This is a genomic window from Bacillus cereus (assembly GCF_015071065.1).
Lineage (GTDB): Bacteria > Bacillota > Bacilli > Bacillales > Bacillaceae_G > Bacillus_A > Bacillus_A cereus_BA.
The window spans coordinates 233,587-250,476 of sequence record NZ_VOVA01000005.1 but is presented as its reverse complement, the minus strand read 5'-3'; the positions used below and the strand labels follow the sequence as shown (position 1 = coordinate 250,476).

Below are 16,890 nucleotides of genomic sequence, written 5' to 3'. Positions count from 1 at the left end.
GAGGAGATTTGAATGGAATTTCAATTATTAGTGAATTGCGTGTTACAAGAAGGGAATGCTTACTTTTTAGTAACAAAAGTAGATGATGTTATTACGTTGAAAGTGCCAATTACAGCAGGAGTGGCAGGGTTATTTTTAGCTTTAGGTGTACCAAGATGTTCTTAATTTAGATTCCTATAGTAAAAGGATGAGGGACAAGCCTTCCCCTTTTACTATTACATAATTTTTTTATGTAAACTAAATGAGGTTTTTTAGTTTTTTAATATTATTTTTGCCATAGCACGTTTACAACGGACATGCATATACTATAATGTTTCATTGGTCTTTGATGATGAACGATAGTTTTAAAAAGTGTATCGAAAGTAGAAGTGGTACTCTTTTTAATAATGAAAATAGACGAGGTGCTGTATATATGAAAAGACGAACGTATGATATTCCAGTCGCGTTGCGAAGAGAATGGTTTTTAATAGAGTTAGCGCATTTAACAAAAAAATATGGGATTGAAATTGCAACTAGTAAAATAGAAGATGCACCATTTCTTAGAGATCAAGTTACAGAATTGAGAATCGGAGCTGGTTTGCAATACGATAAATATGATGATGAGTATATCATCGGATTTTAAACAAAGAAGCTGCGTATAAAAGGTTATTAAAGAGACCTTTTATACGCAGCTTTTTTTGTAAAGAGAAAGATTTATTGAGAAATATTTAAAACGCTTATTGCAAAAAGGAATGAAGGAATGTTGAGAGAATAACGTTTGATAAGAAAGGAATGCGGCTATTAATTTCTTATTCTAATGTATCGTAAAAGTAATTGATTAAATGGAATTTAAAACAATTGGTGTTCAATGGGATGGTAACGCTTTCTTTGAGAGGAAAAGGGGGATTTTAATGGGAATTATGAAAAGGAGTATCGCATTATTTATTGTACTGTGTTTTATGAGTCCGATGGTTTTTAGTACAAATGTACACGCGGAGGTTGTAACAGAGCTTAAGACTGGTTTTCCAGATAAAGAAGTATTTACTCCTGGAGAATGGTTTTTAGGTCAGAAACCTGCTAATTATGATGAGAGTAAACCACCAATTCTCTTTGTGCAAGGAAGAAATGGTAATGCGGATAGTTGGTATGGAAAGACAGTATATCATGATTTGAATGATATGTACGAATACGCTTTGAAAGCAGGCTATCAAACTGTATTTATTCAATTATACGATGCTGCGGGGAAAGGGTCAGCTAGCCAATGGGACAATGGAAAATTGTTAGCACAAAAACTTGAAGAAATTTATAGTCATTTTGGTAAAAAAGTAAATGTTGTAGCTCATAGTAAAGGTGGTATCGATACACAAGCTGCGTTAGTTGGATATGGAGCGAATCGATTTGTTGGAAATGTTATTACGCTTGCCACTCCGCATTACGGATCAAATTTAGCGGATTTATCATATAGTTGGTGGGCAGGATGGCTTGCCTCTATATTAGGTCAAAAAGATGATGGGACATATTCATTGCAAATAGGTGAAATGGCAAAGTTTCGTTCTACAATAGATAATAATCCTGCAGCTAAATTAAACCGTTACTATACGGCTACTGGGACAAGCTGGGGACCTGTTTTTTCAGCATTATCTATGGGCGGGTTGTATTTGTCATCATACGGTTCTAATGATGGATTAGTGAACGAATGGAGTGCTAAGTTACCATATGGAACACATTTATTTACGGATTCACGATTTGATCATGATAATATACGAAAAGGTTCAGCTGTTTTCGCACGAATTGAACCATATTTACGGACAGCAAATGTACCAGTACCGGCTTTATTAGCCCCGAGTAATAGTTCAGAGGAAAAGGTAGAACAATTAAACAAAACTTCTAATCAAGCTATTTTAGGAGGAGAGTTGTCACAAAATCAGTGGGTAGGGCAAACTGTCGCAGTTGATAAAAAAGCAGAAGGGGTAGTCTCTATTTTAACAGCTTCTTCGGATGTAGAAATACAACTAATATCTCCAAAAGGAAAAGTTTATACAAATAAAGATAGTGCTGTATCTACTGGTGAAGGTGAATCTCTCTTTAAAGGAGCGACTATAAGAACATTTAAATTTGATAAAATGGAAGCAGGAGAATGGCAAGTTAAAATGATGGCGAAGCAGCCGAAAGATGCATATTTAATCATAACCGATTACAAAAAAGATGCTCCGTTCGTCCTTCAAATGCCGGCAAAAGTTAAAGTAAATAAAGCAGAATATAAACTCAAAAAATCACCTACAGCTCCAGAAATGAAAGGGGATCTTTCAGTAACAGTAAGAGTAATTAATAAAGATGGAAAGTTAGTTTCTGAATCAAATGAATCGCAAAATATTAATGCAAATATATTTACAGGTGCTTTGAAAAATATAGAACAGCCGGGTGTATATAACGTTACAATTGATATAAAAGGGATGAATAAGGAAGGACAACCTTATAATCGTACGATAGTTAAGTCGGTTTATGTGGAGAAGTAGGAAAGAATGAATAGGTTTTAATAAAAAAAGTGCCGAATTCTTGTGGTAGAAGGATTTCGGCACCTTTTCATGTTTATTAGATGAATAGAAAAGTGAAATGAGAGTTTACGTTTATAAGGGGACGATAGGGATCAAAAAACGTTATGAAATAAAAAAAGATGCTGAAATAGCATCTGAATGTGAGTTAATAGTATTAACTTAGTTTTGTAACGGTTAATTCAACTGAATTTATACCATTATCACAAGTTACAATACTTTGATGATTAAAACCACTATTATTTCTAAGTTGAAGAGCTGCATTAGCTGGTACCGTAACAATAGTTTCGCCAACTAGTTGAAGGCATTCGTTATTTGATGAAGTATTCATTTGAAAAGCGAAATCACCTTGACTATTAGCAAGTGGATTGTTATTTAAAAATATAGTTATGACTGGAATATGTGGAAATACAGGATTTAAAGTAGTGTTAATACTTGAAATGAAAGAAATTCTATAATCACCAGCTTTACTAAATTGTATAGTAGTTGGATTTAGTAAGGAAACTCCTCCTGCCAAAGGGCCAACGTGATTAAATGGAAAAGAACCGCCAAAAGGAACAGTTATAAACTCAGTTTGCCAGAAAGTGCCGTAAGCTGGCTTTGACGGTTTATATGAATCGTGGCATGAACATTTTTTAGATGAGCTAGAAGAAGAGTGGCATGAACATCTTTTATACGAACTTGAAGAACGATAGTATGAACCCAATATAGTACCTCCTATTATTAATAAATTTAAGACACATAGTAGTCTATGTAAATGAACTACTAGTGGCGTGTATGCTTGTCCTGTATAAGGTGGTAGATTTGGAATATAAAGCACTCAAATGATGAAATATAGTATTAGAATAATATCTGTAACGATTTTTGAAGAAGAAAAGATTAATAATTTGGTAGAAAAATGAACTGAAGTTCTAAATAGATTGAAGTATTGAGAAAACGCTTATTATACTAATTGCACTTGAAAAAGCAACATTATTATTTTCAGGTGAAATGATATTGTCGTTTAGCGAATGTCCCCTATTTAAATGTTTGTATATTAGAGTCTTTAGTCGTCGTTTTTTATTTATGCAGTTGGGCAGGAAGAAGGCGAAAGGTATCGAATTCATGTACATAGGAAGCATTGTTTGCTTTTGGTGTGAATAGTAGTTAAAGATACGTTAAAATATGTAAAACCGTAACAAAAGAGCGATTAAATAATAGAGGGAGCAACTTACATGGAAAATATATTAAAGGTATCTTCAAAATCAAGTCCAAATTCAGTTGCAGGTGCAATAGCAGGTGTACTAAGAACAAGTGGCAAGGTGGAAATCCAAGTGATTGGGGCTGGTTCTTTAAATCAAGCGGTTAAAGCGATTGCGATTGCAAGAGGTTTTGTCGCTCCAAGTGGAATTGATTTGGTTCTTGTTCCAGCGTTTCAAGAGGTTACTATCGATAATCAAGAAAGAACAGCAATCAAATTAATTGTAGGACCTAGAAGGAAAAGGTCTTAATAGCGAGCACTAATATAAGGGATTAGAAAAGGCCAATAGACGCCAAAAAGTTAGACACGTTATTTCATTTGGCAGTTCCTTGGGCGTGGAAACAGTATTGTACCGGATTCATGACTTTTAATTTCCCCTTATATTTAGCGGATTTTTCTAGAAACTTAAAAATGCCAAATCCTTTGACTATCAAGGGATTTGGCATTTTTGAAGTTTTTATGTTTTTTTAAATAAACAATTCTAAAACTGTTCATTCTTCTCCCAAGATTCTACAATATAATGAGCAATCGTTGGGTTGAATCCTTTACCAACTAAGAACATAATCGCAGCAACTTCTGTTAAAGCATGTTTGTGTGATGTATGTTTCGCTTCATTTAAACCGTAATCTACCCAAGGTTTTACGAAATCAAGTACAGGTTTCTGTAAAGGTAAAAATTGTGTACCGACAACTTGTTGAATTTGTTGTTGCGTTGGTTCTGTAATAGGTCCTGGTGGTAAAATTTGTGGCTGTGTAATATCGAGTGTAGGTCCTGGTGGTAAAATTTGTGGCTGCGTAATATCGAGTGTTGGCCCAGGCGGTAAAATTTGCGGTTGTGTAGGATCGATAGTTGGCGGTGCTGGCGGTGAGACACGTGGGTCATAGTTTGGTTGATACGTTTGTTGTTGATATGGATTTTGTTGATATTGTTGTTGCGTCCCATATGGATTACCTTGAAATTGAGGTTCTTGGCTAGGTTGTGCTACGTATGGATTGTGAGGATATTCATAATTTGGACGTGTGTCATAAGGGTTTTGAGGATATTCATCCCCTTGATTTTGCGGTGTTGCGTATGGATTTTGCTCGTATTGGGGCTCTTGATGTTGTGTTTCTTGCTCCCCATATTGTTCAGTATATCTTTGTTCCTGATGTTGAGGGGAAAAAGGTTGTTGTGGGTAAGGCGGTTGCGGTTGATTATTATAGAACATGTTTATTCCTCCTTCATAATGATGCCTACCACCTAGTGTATGGGCCGACAAGAAAATATGTGATGAAAAAATGCGGGCGTGTTACAATAAGTAATTGGGTGAAGATAAAATGATAAAACAAGAACAAATACAAAAAACAATAAATTTCGTAAAGCATATTTTAGAAAAAGATGCGAGTGGGCATGATTGGTATCATATTGAACGCGTACATAAATTGGCGATTTCTTTATCCGAGCAAGAAGGGGGAAATCGTTTTATAATTGAAATGGCATCATTACTTCACGATGTAGCAGATGAGAAGTTAAATGAGAGTGAAGACGCAGGAATGAAAAAAGTTTCTGATTGGTTAGACGAGTTACATGTTGAAGAAGTGGAAAGTAAACATATTCTTCACATTATTATGAATATGTCTTTTAAGGGTGGACATGGTGGTAAAGTAGAATCATTGGAAGGGAAAATTGTTCAAGATGCGGATCGTTTAGATGCTCTTGGTGCAATTGGAATAGCTCGTACATTTGCATACGGAGGAGCGAAAGGGAGATTAATGTATGATCCAACTATTCCTCCTCGAGAAGTGATGACGAAAGATGAATACCGAAAAAATAACGATCCATCTTTAAATCATTTTTATGAAAAACTTTTAAAATTAAAAGACTTAATGAATACGAACGCGGCAAAACAAGAGGCTGAAGTTCGTCATCGTTATATGGAACAGTTTATTGAACAATTTATGAAAGAGTGGAATGCACAAATATGAAAATGTTAACTGTGGAGAACTTATCGAAATCATACGGAGAAAAACCGTTATTTGATGGACTATCATGTAGTATTACAGAAGGACAACGTGTCGGAATTATTGGTGTAAACGGTACTGGTAAATCGACATTATTAAAAATTATTGCAGGGTTAGAAACTCCTGATACAGGTGATATGACGCATTCACGTGGTTATACAATTAGTTATTTATCACAGCAACCAGAGTTTGATGAAAAACTAACAGTATTAGAGCAAGTGTTCCATGGTGATACACCTTTAATTCGTCTTCTTCGTGATTATGAAAAAGCACTATTAAATATCGAAAAAGATCCAAGTAATGAAAAAGTACAGGAACAATTATTTGCAGTGCAGCAACGTATGGATGCAATGAGTGCATGGGAAGCAAATGCAAATGCGAAATCTCTTTTAACGAAATTAGGAATTACAGATTTCACTGCAACTGTTGGAAATTTATCTGGTGGACAGAAAAAACGTATCGCAATGGCACAATGTTTTATTGAAACACCTGATTTATTAATTTTGGATGAGCCTACGAACCATCTTGACCATGAGACAGTTGAATGGTTGGAAGAATATTTAGCAAGATATACAGGTGCGGTATTACTTGTAACCCATGATCGTTATTTCTTAGATCGTGTGACAAACCGTATTTTTGAATTAGATAACGGTAAACTATATAGCTACGAAGGAAACTATAGTACATTTTTAGAAGCGAAAGCACTTCGTGAAGAGCAAGAATCGGCACAAGAATCAAAACGCCAAAATTTATATCGTCGTGAACTTGCTTGGATTCGCCGTGGTGCAAAAGCCCGTTCTACGAAACAAAAGGCGCGTATTCAGCGTTTTGATGAGCTGAAGGGACAAGAAGGACCAGCTGCAAAACAGTCAGTTGATATTGCACTAAGTGGAAGTCGTCTAGGAAAGAAAGTACTTGAGTTAAAAGATGTAACGAAAAAATTTGGCGAAAAGACGGTACTACATAATTTTAACCATATTGTGAAACCAGGCGATCGTATCGGGATTATTGGAGCGAATGGAAGCGGAAAATCTTCTCTATTAAATATGCTCGCAGGCAAACTATCTCCTGATAGTGGTGAAATTGAAGTTGGACAAACTGTAAAGGTTGCTTATTATACGCAAGAAAATGAAGAGATGAATTTAAATCAGCGTATGATTGAATATATTAAAGAAATTGCGGAAGTCATTCATACAACAGATGGAAAAGTCATTGGTGCATCTCAAATGTTAGAACGTTTCTTATTCCCGACGCATTCACATGGTACACCGCTTGGTAAACTATCTGGTGGTGAAAGAAGACGTTTATATTTATTACGTATTTTAATGGGAGAACCAAACGTACTATTACTTGATGAACCTACGAATGATTTAGACACACAAACATTAACAGTGCTAGAAGATTATTTAGAAGATTTCCCAGGTGTCGTTTTAACTGTATCGCATGACCGTTACTTCTTAGATAAAGTAGTAGATGAATTGTTCATCTTTAGTGGCGAGGGCGAAGTGCGTGAATTCCTAGGTAGTTATACGGACTATTTAGAAATGGAAAAGACGAAAGAACTTATTGAGAAAGCAGAAGTTCAGAAAGAGAAAAAAGTAGTAGAAGAAGCTCCGAAACAACAACGTAAGCGTAAACTTTCTTACAATGAGCAGCGTGAATGGGAAACAATTGAAGATACAATTGCAGAACTAGAAGAGAAAATTGAGTCAATTGGGGAAGAACTTGCGAAAGTTGGATCTGACTTCACAAAGGCACAAGAATTATCTGAAGCACAGCAGAAAACTGAAGAAGAGCTAGAAAAAATGATGGAAAGATGGAGTGAACTATCCGACATCGTTGAAGGATTAAAATAAAAACAAGCTGCATATATTGAAAAGTAAAGAGAAAAACTTTACACTATTGGTAGAACCTATTTTAGGAGGGTAAAAATGAGAACATCTAATCCAATGTTGAAAAAAGAGGCATTCCGTAAAGAAGGAGCAAATGCTTCTGCGATGACTATTGGCGGAACAGTAGGCAAAACGTTTATCATGCTTATCTTGCTGCTTGCAACGTCTGTCTATTCATACATACAGATGACGCAAGGTACGATGAAGATGCCAGTATTAATTGGTGCTTTAGTTATTGCGGCAATCGTTGCGTTTGCGTCTATCTTCTTCCCGCGTATAGCACCTATCGGTGCGCCAATCTATGCAGCGGTAGAAGGGGTAGTGTTAGGGAGTATTTCAGCGGTTTATACAATGAAATTTGGCGATACTATCGTTTTAAACGCTGTATTACTAACAATTTCTATTCTATTTGCGATGTTAGTTTTATATGCAACGCGCGTAGTAAAAGTAACTGATAAATTCCGTACAGGTGTAATTGCGGCGACAATGGGAATTATGGTTATGTATTTAATCGTATTCTTACTAAACATGTTCGGTGTAACTGTTCCGTATATTCACCAGGGTGGTACAATTGGTATTATCATTAGTGCAGTTGTTATCGTAGTTGCTGCATTAAATTTATTACTAGATTTCGATTTAATCGAAAGTGGTGCACGTAGCCAAGCTCCAAAATATATGGAATGGTACAGTGCAATGGGTCTAATGATGACTCTAGTATGGTTATACTTGGAAATTCTTCGTTTTGTTTCTTACTTTACGAAAAATGACTAATAAAAAAATCCTGCATGAAATGTGCAGGATTTTTTTATTTTCAAAGATAAATTGAAAATATGGATGTTGGCGACTTGAATTGAAGGGAGATGGAATATGATGAAAGAGAAAAAAGGGATTATGAAAAAACTATTTTCTAAAAGTTTTTTCATAGAACTAGATGAAGCTTTAACATATCCATCAGTAGAAGTCATTTGTTTAGCTATTGAAAGATATGCGGCTGAATGTAATGAACAATTAACATTTGAGAGTAAAGTAAAACCAATCGCTTTCTACTTAGAAAATGTATTGTACCATGTTGAAATAAAGATGGCTTGCGGAGGGTATTACATATCTTGCAGTGAAGTATAATGTTTTTGGAAACCCTACATATTTGAAATATGTAGGGTTTCTTTTTTATTTTTATAAGATATAAAGTAATATTTTTTACTTACAAACATATCATTTTGCACATTTTATCCTTCAAATATTTTTCTTTACAATGAAGAAAAACATGTGAGGTGGTATAACTTATGATGAATCGAGTTGTATTAATCGGTAGATTGACAAAGGAGCCAGAATTATACTACACAAAACAAGGAGTCGCGTATGCACGAATATGTGTTGCAGTGAATAGAGGATTTCGAAATAGTTTAGGTGAACAACAAGTTGATTTTATAAATTGTGTCGTATGGAGAAGATCGGCTGAAAATGTAACAGAATATTGTATGAAGGGCTCACTTGTTGGGATTACCGGGCGTATTCATACGAGTAATTATGATGATGAGCAAGGAAAGAGAGTATATAGAACTGAAGTTGTGACTGAGAGTATTACATTTTTAGAGAGAAGGCGGGAGGGGGCATCGCATAAGAAATAAGGAGTATTAAAATAAAAGAGGGCTTTGTAGCAGAGCCCTCTTTTATTTTTGATTGATACCTTCCCAAACAATATCCAACTGTTGATTAAGTATATTTTTCGCACTTGTTTCATTAGCATGTAATAGCGAGTGGGACATTAGTGTATAAAAATAAGTACTCATAATAGTAGAAGTGATGATATTTGTATCCCATGGACTGTGTAATGTTCCTGTCTCTTTCGCTTCTGTAATAATAGAAGACAAACTTTCTTGTAGCTGGTGTATACTTTTTAACTCATTTTCTACTAAGTAGTTAGATTTAATAATTTCAAAGACGGCATGCTTCATTAATTCACCATGTCCAGTAAATCGATCCAGTAAATCTCCTAAAACAAGTTTGATTCGCTCTTTCGGATGTTCCACATTTGCATATGTTTTTAAACTTTCATTCCATAGTTCAATTTGAGAATCACCTAAAAATAATAATATGTTTTCTTTTTTCGGAAAGTAGTTGAAGAAAGTTCCTTTTGCAATCCCGCATGCAGTAGTAATATCTTGAACCGTTACATTTTCGTACCCACGTTCTTGAAAGAGTTGTACTGCTTTTAGGAATATAAGTTCTTTTAATTCTTTTTTTCTCGTTTCTCTAAGCATATAATCTACTCCTAACACAAACAATTATATCTGTTTATTAGATAATCTCAAACGAAATTGTATTTCATAAACAAATTTACTGTTTAATGAAGTTTAATACAATCATGGGAGTGTTTGGGTCGTGTTGTATTTGAACGCCCTTTGTGGATGTAGGGTTAGAGTTTTCCATTATTGTAATTGTATCGTCATCATTTACCAAAATTAATAAAGTTTTTATAGATTGATCTTCATATACAATTTCCATTTTACTTGATACGGATTCCATAGTTTGTTTAATTAAAGAAACCTCTTTAGGTGTACCTGCTTGAATAGACTTAAGCATTTGTACAATAAACCCTTTATTATTTGTTTCGGCTTTTACTGTATTATTTTCCTTCACATTTAACAACTTTACATCTGTTATTTCATCTGTTTTCAATGCTAGTTTTGAAACTTCTTTATTTGAAGGAGAAGAAGTACACCCAAGTAAATTAATAATTAATGCAGTTGAAAGAAGGATAGAAAGAATTCTGTTCATACTTTTCGCCACTTTTCGTTATAGTTTTTTGTTATAAATGAAAACTGTATAGTTCATGAGCTTGTTTTTCAGAAACCCATTTTGGGATACGTTTCATTACTTGGTTTCTTAGTATAGCTAAAGGTTTACTCTCTATTTGCGCCATTTTTCCAACTTTCCACGCAGTATTTGAGATTATTTCAATTCGTGCTCGTCTTTTTTGTTCGTATTCTATAAATGCTTGACGATAGTGGGCGTTTCTTTTGATACATTCAGCCAATATAATAGCATCTTCAATTGCCTGACAAGCTCCTTGACCTAAATTAGGTGTAAGTGCATGGGCAGCATCCCCAATAAAGACGATGCGTTTGTCAAAAAATTGTTTCATTGGATTGATGTCTACAATATCACGATGAATCATAGTAACGTCTGATGCATTGTTTAAAATATCTGGGATAGGACTATGGTAATTTTTGAAATGATTATATAAATCTGCTGTTGTGTAAGTTTTGTATTTTGGATCTCTAGCTTTAGCGTTTATGAGCGCATACCAGTATACTTCGTTGTTGGGAAGAGGGACGATACCAAATCTACCGTTTGTTCCCCAAGTTTCAATAAAATCATTTGTTAAAGAAAGATTATGAGCTGGAGTTACGCCGCGCCAACACGTATATCCGGCATAACGATAACCATCGCTTTGTGTTACTTGTTTTCGAACGACAGAATGAATACCATCAGCAGCAATGAGTATATTACCGAGTGCTTCACTACCATCTTGAAATAATATTTTTAAGGCGTTTTCTTCATTTTGGTCTATTTTTACGCATTCTTTTCCCCATTCGACAGTACCTTTTTGTAGTGCTGAAAGAAGCAATTGATGTAAATCTTTTCTATGAATGGAGTCCATTTTTGGATAACAAGTTGGAATGGTCAATTTACTTAATATAGATCCTTTTTCTGACACAAGGTTAAAACCGTCACTTTCGTTCCCTAATTTTTTTATTTGCTCAGAAATTCCGTATGGTTCAAGTGCCTGCATTGCATTTGGGGCAATGATAATACCTGCACCAGCAACAGTAGGTTCAATATTTTTGTCATACACTTTTACATTTAATCCTGTTTTTTGTAAGGAGATTGCTGCGCAAAGACCAGCAATACCACCACCAATAATTATGACATTATTCATTTGTTATCCCTCCACACTTAAATGACTTCGTTCATAAAATGACCGAGGTCATTTTATGAGTTAAGGTTAATACCTTTTTGGGTTATTGTCAATTAGACTTTTAACTATAGTTTCGAACGAATAGGTGAAAATAGAAATAATTAAACTTCTATAAAATGTAGAAAAGGAATTAGTAAAATTAAGCATCCGAGTAGGAGTATAGAGTGATAACATGTTACAATACAGCTAAGAACAAGCAATAAAGGAGAGTTATTTTACGTGAAAATTAAAGCAATTGAACCGACGCCAAGTCCAAATACAATGAAAGTTATTTTGAATGAAGTATTACCATCAGGGGCACGTAATAATTATACAAATGAAAATAAAGAACACGCACCAGTGCAAGTGCAAGAAATTTTGAAAATTGAAGGCATTAAAGGTGTGTATCATGTAGCAGACTTTTTAGCAGTTGAACGAAATGCGAAGTATGACTGGAAAGTTTTATTACAACAGGTACGTGCTGTATTTGGAGAAGAAGTAGTAGAAGAAAGTGAAGAACAGCAACTTTCTCATTTTGGAGAAGTAAAAGTGTTTGTTCAAATGTTCTTTACAATTCCGATGCAAGTGAAGTTAACAGATGGAACGACAGAAGAGCGTGTTGGCTTACCTGATCGTTTTAAAGAATCAATTATGAAAGTGCAAATGTCTGCACCTAACGTTGTGAAAGAGCGTAAATGGGTAGAACAAAGTACACGTTACGGTAATTTTGAAGAAATCGGGAAAGAAGTAGTAGAAGAAATTGTTGCTGCTTATTCAGAAGAACGTGTAAATCAAACGGTTAAAGAATTATTAGATCAAGCAGGTGCTGTTGAAGTAACGATTCAAAAGCGTGAGCCATATAAAGTAACAGAAGCGATGATGAAAGATTCTGACTGGAAAAACCGTTTTGCAGCTTTAGAACAAATGGATCCAACGGAAGAGGATATGACGGTATTGAAAATGGTGCTAGACGATGAGAAAGTATCAATCCGCCGTTTAGCAACAGCTTATTTAGGTATGGTAAAAGGTGATGGAGTATTGCCGTTATTATATAAAGCGTTATTAGATCGTTCTGTAAGTGTTCGCCGTACAGCGGGAGATTGCTTATCGGACGTAGGTGACCCAGCAGCGATGTTCGTTATGATTAAATCTCTGAAAGATTCAAGTAAATTAGTACGTTGGCGTGCGGCAATGTTCTTATTTGAACTTGGTGATGAAAGTGCAATTCCAGCATTAAAAGCAGCGCAAGATGATCCAGAGTTTGAAGTGGCGATGCAAGCGCGTTTAGCTTTAGAACGTATTGAAGGCGGCGAAGAAGCAAAAGGATCAGTATGGAAGCAAATGACGGAGTCTCGTAAAGGGGAATAGTTTATGATTGTTTTCTATGATAGTTGGTGTCCGATGTGTACAGCAGTTGCAGAGCGTACGAAAAAATTAGATAAAAAGGGTAAGATGAAATTTGTTTCATTTCGCGATGAAGATGTAGTTGAGAAGTATGAACTTTCTCAGGCATTACAAAGTAAGATGGAACAAAGATTGTATATTTTAAAAAATAATAAGTGGTATGACGGAATTCATAGCATTAACGTATTAGCAAAGGCTGTCCCATCTTATTGGTTTGCAGTGCCTTTTATAAAACTATCTATCGTACTCGGATTTGGAAGTAAAGTATACGAATATATCGCTAACAATAGAAAACTTGCCCCAGTTGGACATTGCCGTGAAGGGGTTTGTGAAATCCCTACAAAAAAATGAAATCATCATTATCTTTCTTTTGCACCTATTAATAGAGCGTGATATGATGAATTTGGAATGAAAGTTGAAGGAGAGATTACAAGATGTCAAATGCTTATGAAGAATATATGCGCCAAATGGTAATTCCAATGCGCCAAGAATTAGTGCGTTCTGGATTTGAAGAGTTAACTACAGAAGAAGCTGTTACAGAATTTATGGAAAACGCAACAGGTACAACTTTAGTAGTTGTAAACTCTGTTTGTGGTTGTGCAGCTGGCTTAGCACGCCCATCAGCTGGTCAAGCGGTTGTTCGTGCTGAAAAACAACCTGAGCATCTTGTAACTGTATTTGCAGGTCAAGATAAAGATGCTACTGCAAAAATGCGTGAATACTTCGGAGAAATTCCTCCATCTTCACCATCTATGGCATTACTAAAAGGAAAAGAAGTTGTTCACTTCATTCACCGTCATGAAATTGAAGGTGCAACTATGGACGAAATTATTACAAACTTAGAACAAGCTTTCGAAAAGAATTGCTAAAGTAGGGGGAGAGTGAATCTCCCTCTTTTCTTTATATAGAGGTGAAAAAATGATAGTAACAACAGCAGGAAGAACAAATAAAGAAATGACGGCTTATGCAAATAAGGTAGCGGAAGAATTAAATTGTTCTTTCGTTTTACGTAATGATATACCTGTGCACAAACTGCATGAGCAGTATGAACAAGATGTGCTTGTCGCAGGGAAGAACCGATTAGCTATTTATCCAAAAGGTACGGAAGAGTCTTTTTTCTTTCATCCAAACTCAGCAATGTTTCGTGTGAAAAGGTTAATGCGCGGAGAACACGATCCGTTTGTACAAGCTGCTAAATTAGAAAATGGAATGACGGTATTAGATTGTACGCTCGGTATGGCATCAGATAGTATTGTAGCTAGCTATATTGTTGGTGAAAGTGGAAAAGTAACAGGACTTGAAGGAAATGAATATATGGCTTATATCATGAAAAGTGGTTTAAAAACTTGGGCTTCATCCGTTTCTGAAATTGATGAGGCAATGCAAAGAATCGATGTAAAACAAACCGAGCATTTCGCATTTTTAACACAATGTGAAGATAGTAGCTATGATGTTGTTTACCTTGATCCGATGTTTGAAGAAACTGTCATAGAATCAGATGGAATTAAAGGGTTAAAACACTTTGCTTTGTATCATGATATTACTGATGAAACAATTGTGGAAGCGAAGCGTGTGGCGAGAAAGCGTGTCGTTCTGAAAGATCATTTCCGTAGTTCTAGATTTGAAAAACACAATTTTCACGTATACAAAAGAAAAAGTGCAAAGTTTCATTTTGGTGTAATTGCCCCTTGCTAATTGTTTGAAAAGATGTATAATAAGCAATAATTAATTAAATATACCGTCTGTGATGAAGAGAGTAGTCTTTTTCAGAAGGAAAGCGAGCTAGGGATGGTGTGAGCCTAGTGCGGAAGAAAAAGATGAAGCGCACTTCGGAGATGCTTCTTGAATGAATAGTAGAGTAAGCCGAGGCCCCCTGTCCTCGTTATAAACGGGAAAGTGGTTCGGAATGAACAACAAGGGTGGTACCACGGGTTAAAACTCGTCTCTTTTTTAGAGACGAGTTTTTTGTGTTTTAAAAAATAAGGAGGTTACAGTATGGAATATAAAACGCAGTTTGCGAAGAGCTTATCAAATATTATTACGAACGAATTAACGCAAAATCAAATTTTAGATTTAATCGAAACACCAAAACAAGATGAATTCGGTGATGCAGCGTTCCCGTGTTTTTCACTTGCGAAGCAATATAAAAAATCACCAGCCATTATCGCGAAGGAAATTGCAGAGAAATTAAATGATCCGTTCTTTACGAAAGTAGAAGCTGTTGGTCCTTATGTAAATGTATTTTTCAATCGTGAAACTGTAATTGACGCAGTATTAAAAACGATTTTAGCGGAGAAAAAAGAGTACGGTCAAAACCACTTTGGATGTGAAAAAACGGTAGTAATCGATTATTCTTCGCCTAATATCGCGAAACCTTTTTCAATGGGGCATTTACGTTCTACAATGATTGGAAATTCGCTGAAACATATCGCTGAAAAATGTGGATATGAAGTTGTAGGAATCAATTATATTGGCGATTGGGGAACACAGTTTGGAAAGTTAATTACCGCATATAAAAAATGGGGAAATGAAGAAGTAGTTAAAGAGGATCCGATACGTGAGTTATTTAAGTTATATGTTCAGTTTCATGAAGAAGTAAAAGAGAACAAAGAACTAGAAGAAGAAGGACGATCATGGTTTAAAAAACTAGAAGAAGGAAATGAAGAAGCAGTCGAACTTTGGAATTGGTTCCGTCATGAGTCTTTAAAAGAATTTTCTCGTATTTATGAACTTCTCGGTGTGGAATTTACAAACTTTCAAGGAGAAGCTTTCTATAACGATAAAATGGAAGATTTTATTGGGATTTTAGAAGAGCACGACTTACTGGAAGAATCAGAAGGGGCATTAGTCGTTAATTTAGAAGAAGAAGGTATGCCGCCATGTTTAATTAGAAAATCAGATGGTGCAACTATTTACGCAACACGTGATTTAACAGCGGCTTTGTATCGTCAAAACACATACGAATTTGATAAAGCGTTATATGTTGTAGGCCCAGAACAAAGCTTACATTTCAATCAATTTTTCACTGTATTAAAAAAGCTGGGTTATGACTGGGTCGATGGTATGGAACATGTACCGTTCGGGTTCATATTAAAAGATGGTAAGAAAATGTCGACACGAAAGGGCAGAATTATTTTATTAGAAGAAGTGCTAGAAGAAGCTGTTGCACTTGCGAAACAAAATATTGAAGAGAAAAACCCTAATTTAAAACAAAAAGAAGAAGTGGCAAAACAAGTCGGTGTTGGGGCAGTCATTTTCCACGATTTGAAAAATGAGCGTATGCATAATATCGAATTCTCATTAGAAAATATGTTGAAATTTGAAGGAGAAACAGGACCGTACGTACAATATACACACGCGCGTGCTTGCTCTATTTTAAGAAAAGAAAGTGTCGAATTTGAAACGTGTACTTTTGCATTAAAAGATGATTATAGCTGGAGTGTAGTAAAATTACTCAACAAATTCCCGCAAGTAATTGAAGCGGCCTTCAACAAAAATGAGCCATCTATTATTTCAAAATACGTATTAGATGTAGCACAAGCGTTCAATAAATATTACGGTAATGTTCGTATATTAGAAGAGAACGAAGAGAAAGAGAGTAGACTCGCATTAGCTTATGCTGTGACGGTTGTATTAAAAGAAGGATTACGTTTACTTGGGGTGGAGGCTCCTGAGGAGATGTAAAAAGAAATGGAAAGAATCCACTTAATGTATAATGACAATTATATACGTTACTTTGGTAATGAACTGTGAATGATATATACAAAATAAAGTGTAATATAGAAACAAAAAGACAAACCGGATGAATCATTTATTCGGTTTGTTTTTTTGCTTTTTTGAATAAACCTCTTAACTATAAGGA

At 35.3% G+C, this 16,890-nt stretch carries 19 protein-coding genes and 1 other annotated feature; of the genes, 14 read left to right on the top strand and 5 right to left on the bottom strand.

The genetic code is table 11. The features are described 5' to 3' along the window. Positions 1 to 12: 12 nt before the first annotated feature. The 3 genes from exsG (at position 13) to FT637_RS16630 (ending at position 2,495) form a co-directional block, all read left to right on the top strand. Positions 13 to 165, top strand: a complete 153-nt coding sequence (gene exsG, locus FT637_RS16640; RefSeq protein WP_000395676.1) for an exosporium protein ExsG — start codon at positions 13 to 15, stop codon at positions 163 to 165. A gap of 247 nt (positions 166 to 412) precedes the next feature. Next, complete coding sequence (locus FT637_RS16635; protein WP_142395861.1) at positions 413 to 622, top strand: hypothetical protein; 210 nt, start codon at positions 413 to 415, stop codon at positions 620 to 622. Between the two features lie 268 nt (positions 623 to 890). Continuing rightward, positions 891 to 2,495: an esterase/lipase family protein gene (locus FT637_RS16630; protein WP_193647269.1), complete on the top strand. Its 1,605-nt coding sequence runs from the start codon at positions 891 to 893 to the stop codon at positions 2,493 to 2,495. A 193-nt stretch (positions 2,496 to 2,688) separates the two neighbouring features. Here FT637_RS16630 and FT637_RS16625 read toward each other — a convergent pair whose 3' ends face one another. Further along, a complete protein-coding gene (locus tag FT637_RS16625; RefSeq protein ID WP_193647228.1) occupies positions 2,689 to 3,237 on the bottom strand; it encodes a preprotein translocase in 549 nt (182 codons plus the stop codon). 508 nt (positions 3,238 to 3,745) lie between these two features. Between FT637_RS16625 and FT637_RS16620 the strand changes: the two genes are divergently transcribed. Continuing rightward, entirely contained in the window at positions 3,746 to 4,021 is a 276-nt protein-coding gene (locus tag FT637_RS16620; protein ID WP_193647227.1) for a stage V sporulation protein S, read from the top strand. A gap of 231 nt (positions 4,022 to 4,252) precedes the next feature. Here FT637_RS16620 and FT637_RS16615 read toward each other — a convergent pair whose 3' ends face one another. Then, the gene (locus tag FT637_RS16615) at positions 4,253 to 4,978 is read right to left on the bottom strand and encodes a hypothetical protein (RefSeq protein ID WP_193647226.1); all 726 of its coding nucleotides are present in this window, start codon (positions 4,976 to 4,978) and stop codon (positions 4,253 to 4,255) included. Positions 4,979 to 5,087: 109 nt separating this feature from the next. On the opposite strand from FT637_RS16615, the gene FT637_RS16610 reads away from it, so the two are divergent. The 5 genes from FT637_RS16610 to FT637_RS16590 all read left to right on the top strand — a co-directional run bounded on the left by FT637_RS16610 (position 5,088) and on the right by FT637_RS16590 (position 9,291). Next, positions 5,088 to 5,735, top strand: a complete 648-nt coding sequence (locus FT637_RS16610) for an HD domain-containing protein (protein WP_193647225.1) — start codon at positions 5,088 to 5,090, stop codon at positions 5,733 to 5,735. Then, positions 5,732 to 7,627 carry an ABC-F family ATP-binding cassette domain-containing protein gene (locus FT637_RS16605; protein ID WP_193647224.1) on the top strand — a complete coding sequence of 632 codons (1,896 nt, stop codon included), beginning with the start codon at positions 5,732 to 5,734 and terminating at the stop codon, positions 7,625 to 7,627. Before FT637_RS16610 ends, FT637_RS16605 begins: the two co-directional genes overlap by 4 nt. A 75-nt stretch (positions 7,628 to 7,702) precedes the next feature. After that, on the top strand, positions 7,703 to 8,434 hold the full coding sequence (locus FT637_RS16600; RefSeq protein ID WP_193647223.1) for a Bax inhibitor-1/YccA family membrane protein: 732 nt from the start codon (positions 7,703 to 7,705) through the stop codon (positions 8,432 to 8,434). Between the two features lie 96 nt (positions 8,435 to 8,530). Further along, positions 8,531 to 8,785, top strand: coding sequence for a DUF4318 domain-containing protein (locus FT637_RS16595; RefSeq protein WP_193647222.1), 255 nt, complete (start codon positions 8,531 to 8,533; stop codon positions 8,783 to 8,785). A 161-nt stretch (positions 8,786 to 8,946) separates the two neighbouring features. Continuing rightward, a complete protein-coding gene (locus FT637_RS16590) occupies positions 8,947 to 9,291 on the top strand; it encodes a single-stranded DNA-binding protein (RefSeq protein ID WP_193647221.1) in 345 nt (114 codons plus the stop codon). A gap of 42 nt (positions 9,292 to 9,333) precedes the next feature. Here the strand turns inward: FT637_RS16590 and FT637_RS16585 are convergent, their stop codons facing one another. The 3 genes from FT637_RS16585 to FT637_RS16575 all read right to left on the bottom strand — a co-directional run bounded on the left by FT637_RS16585 (position 9,334) and on the right by FT637_RS16575 (position 11,606). After that, positions 9,334 to 9,924: a TetR/AcrR family transcriptional regulator gene (locus FT637_RS16585; protein WP_193647220.1), complete on the bottom strand. Its 591-nt coding sequence runs from the start codon at positions 9,922 to 9,924 to the stop codon at positions 9,334 to 9,336. A 76-nt stretch (positions 9,925 to 10,000) separates the two neighbouring features. Next, positions 10,001 to 10,441: a hypothetical protein gene (locus FT637_RS16580; protein WP_227493834.1), complete on the bottom strand. Its 441-nt coding sequence runs from the start codon at positions 10,439 to 10,441 to the stop codon at positions 10,001 to 10,003. A 31-nt stretch (positions 10,442 to 10,472) separates the two neighbouring features. Next, positions 10,473 to 11,606 carry an FAD-dependent oxidoreductase gene (locus FT637_RS16575; protein ID WP_193647219.1) on the bottom strand — a complete coding sequence of 378 codons (1,134 nt, stop codon included), beginning with the start codon at positions 11,604 to 11,606 and terminating at the stop codon, positions 10,473 to 10,475. A gap of 258 nt (positions 11,607 to 11,864) precedes the next feature. Here FT637_RS16575 and FT637_RS16570 point away from each other — a divergent pair, with 258 nt between their 5' ends. The 5 genes from FT637_RS16570 (at position 11,865) to argS (ending at position 16,712) form a co-directional block, all read left to right on the top strand. Beyond that, entirely contained in the window at positions 11,865 to 12,992 is a 1,128-nt protein-coding gene (locus tag FT637_RS16570; protein WP_193647218.1) for a conserved virulence factor C family protein, read from the top strand. Positions 12,993 to 12,995: 3 nt separating this feature from the next. Continuing rightward, positions 12,996 to 13,379: a thiol-disulfide oxidoreductase DCC family protein gene (locus FT637_RS16565; protein ID WP_193647217.1), complete on the top strand. Its 384-nt coding sequence runs from the start codon at positions 12,996 to 12,998 to the stop codon at positions 13,377 to 13,379. Between the two features lie 83 nt (positions 13,380 to 13,462). Continuing rightward, positions 13,463 to 13,897: a BrxA/BrxB family bacilliredoxin gene (locus FT637_RS16560; protein WP_002148361.1), complete on the top strand. Its 435-nt coding sequence runs from the start codon at positions 13,463 to 13,465 to the stop codon at positions 13,895 to 13,897. A 49-nt stretch (positions 13,898 to 13,946) separates the two neighbouring features. Further along, complete coding sequence (locus FT637_RS16555; protein WP_193647216.1) at positions 13,947 to 14,723, top strand: class I SAM-dependent methyltransferase; 777 nt, start codon at positions 13,947 to 13,949, stop codon at positions 14,721 to 14,723. A gap of 40 nt (positions 14,724 to 14,763) precedes the next feature. Continuing rightward, positions 14,764 to 14,978, top strand: a binding site (T-box leader). 45 nt (positions 14,979 to 15,023) lie between these two features. After that, positions 15,024 to 16,712: an arginine--tRNA ligase gene (gene argS / locus FT637_RS16550; RefSeq protein ID WP_193647215.1), complete on the top strand. Its 1,689-nt coding sequence runs from the start codon at positions 15,024 to 15,026 to the stop codon at positions 16,710 to 16,712. The last annotated feature ends 178 nt before the right edge of the window (positions 16,713 to 16,890 follow it).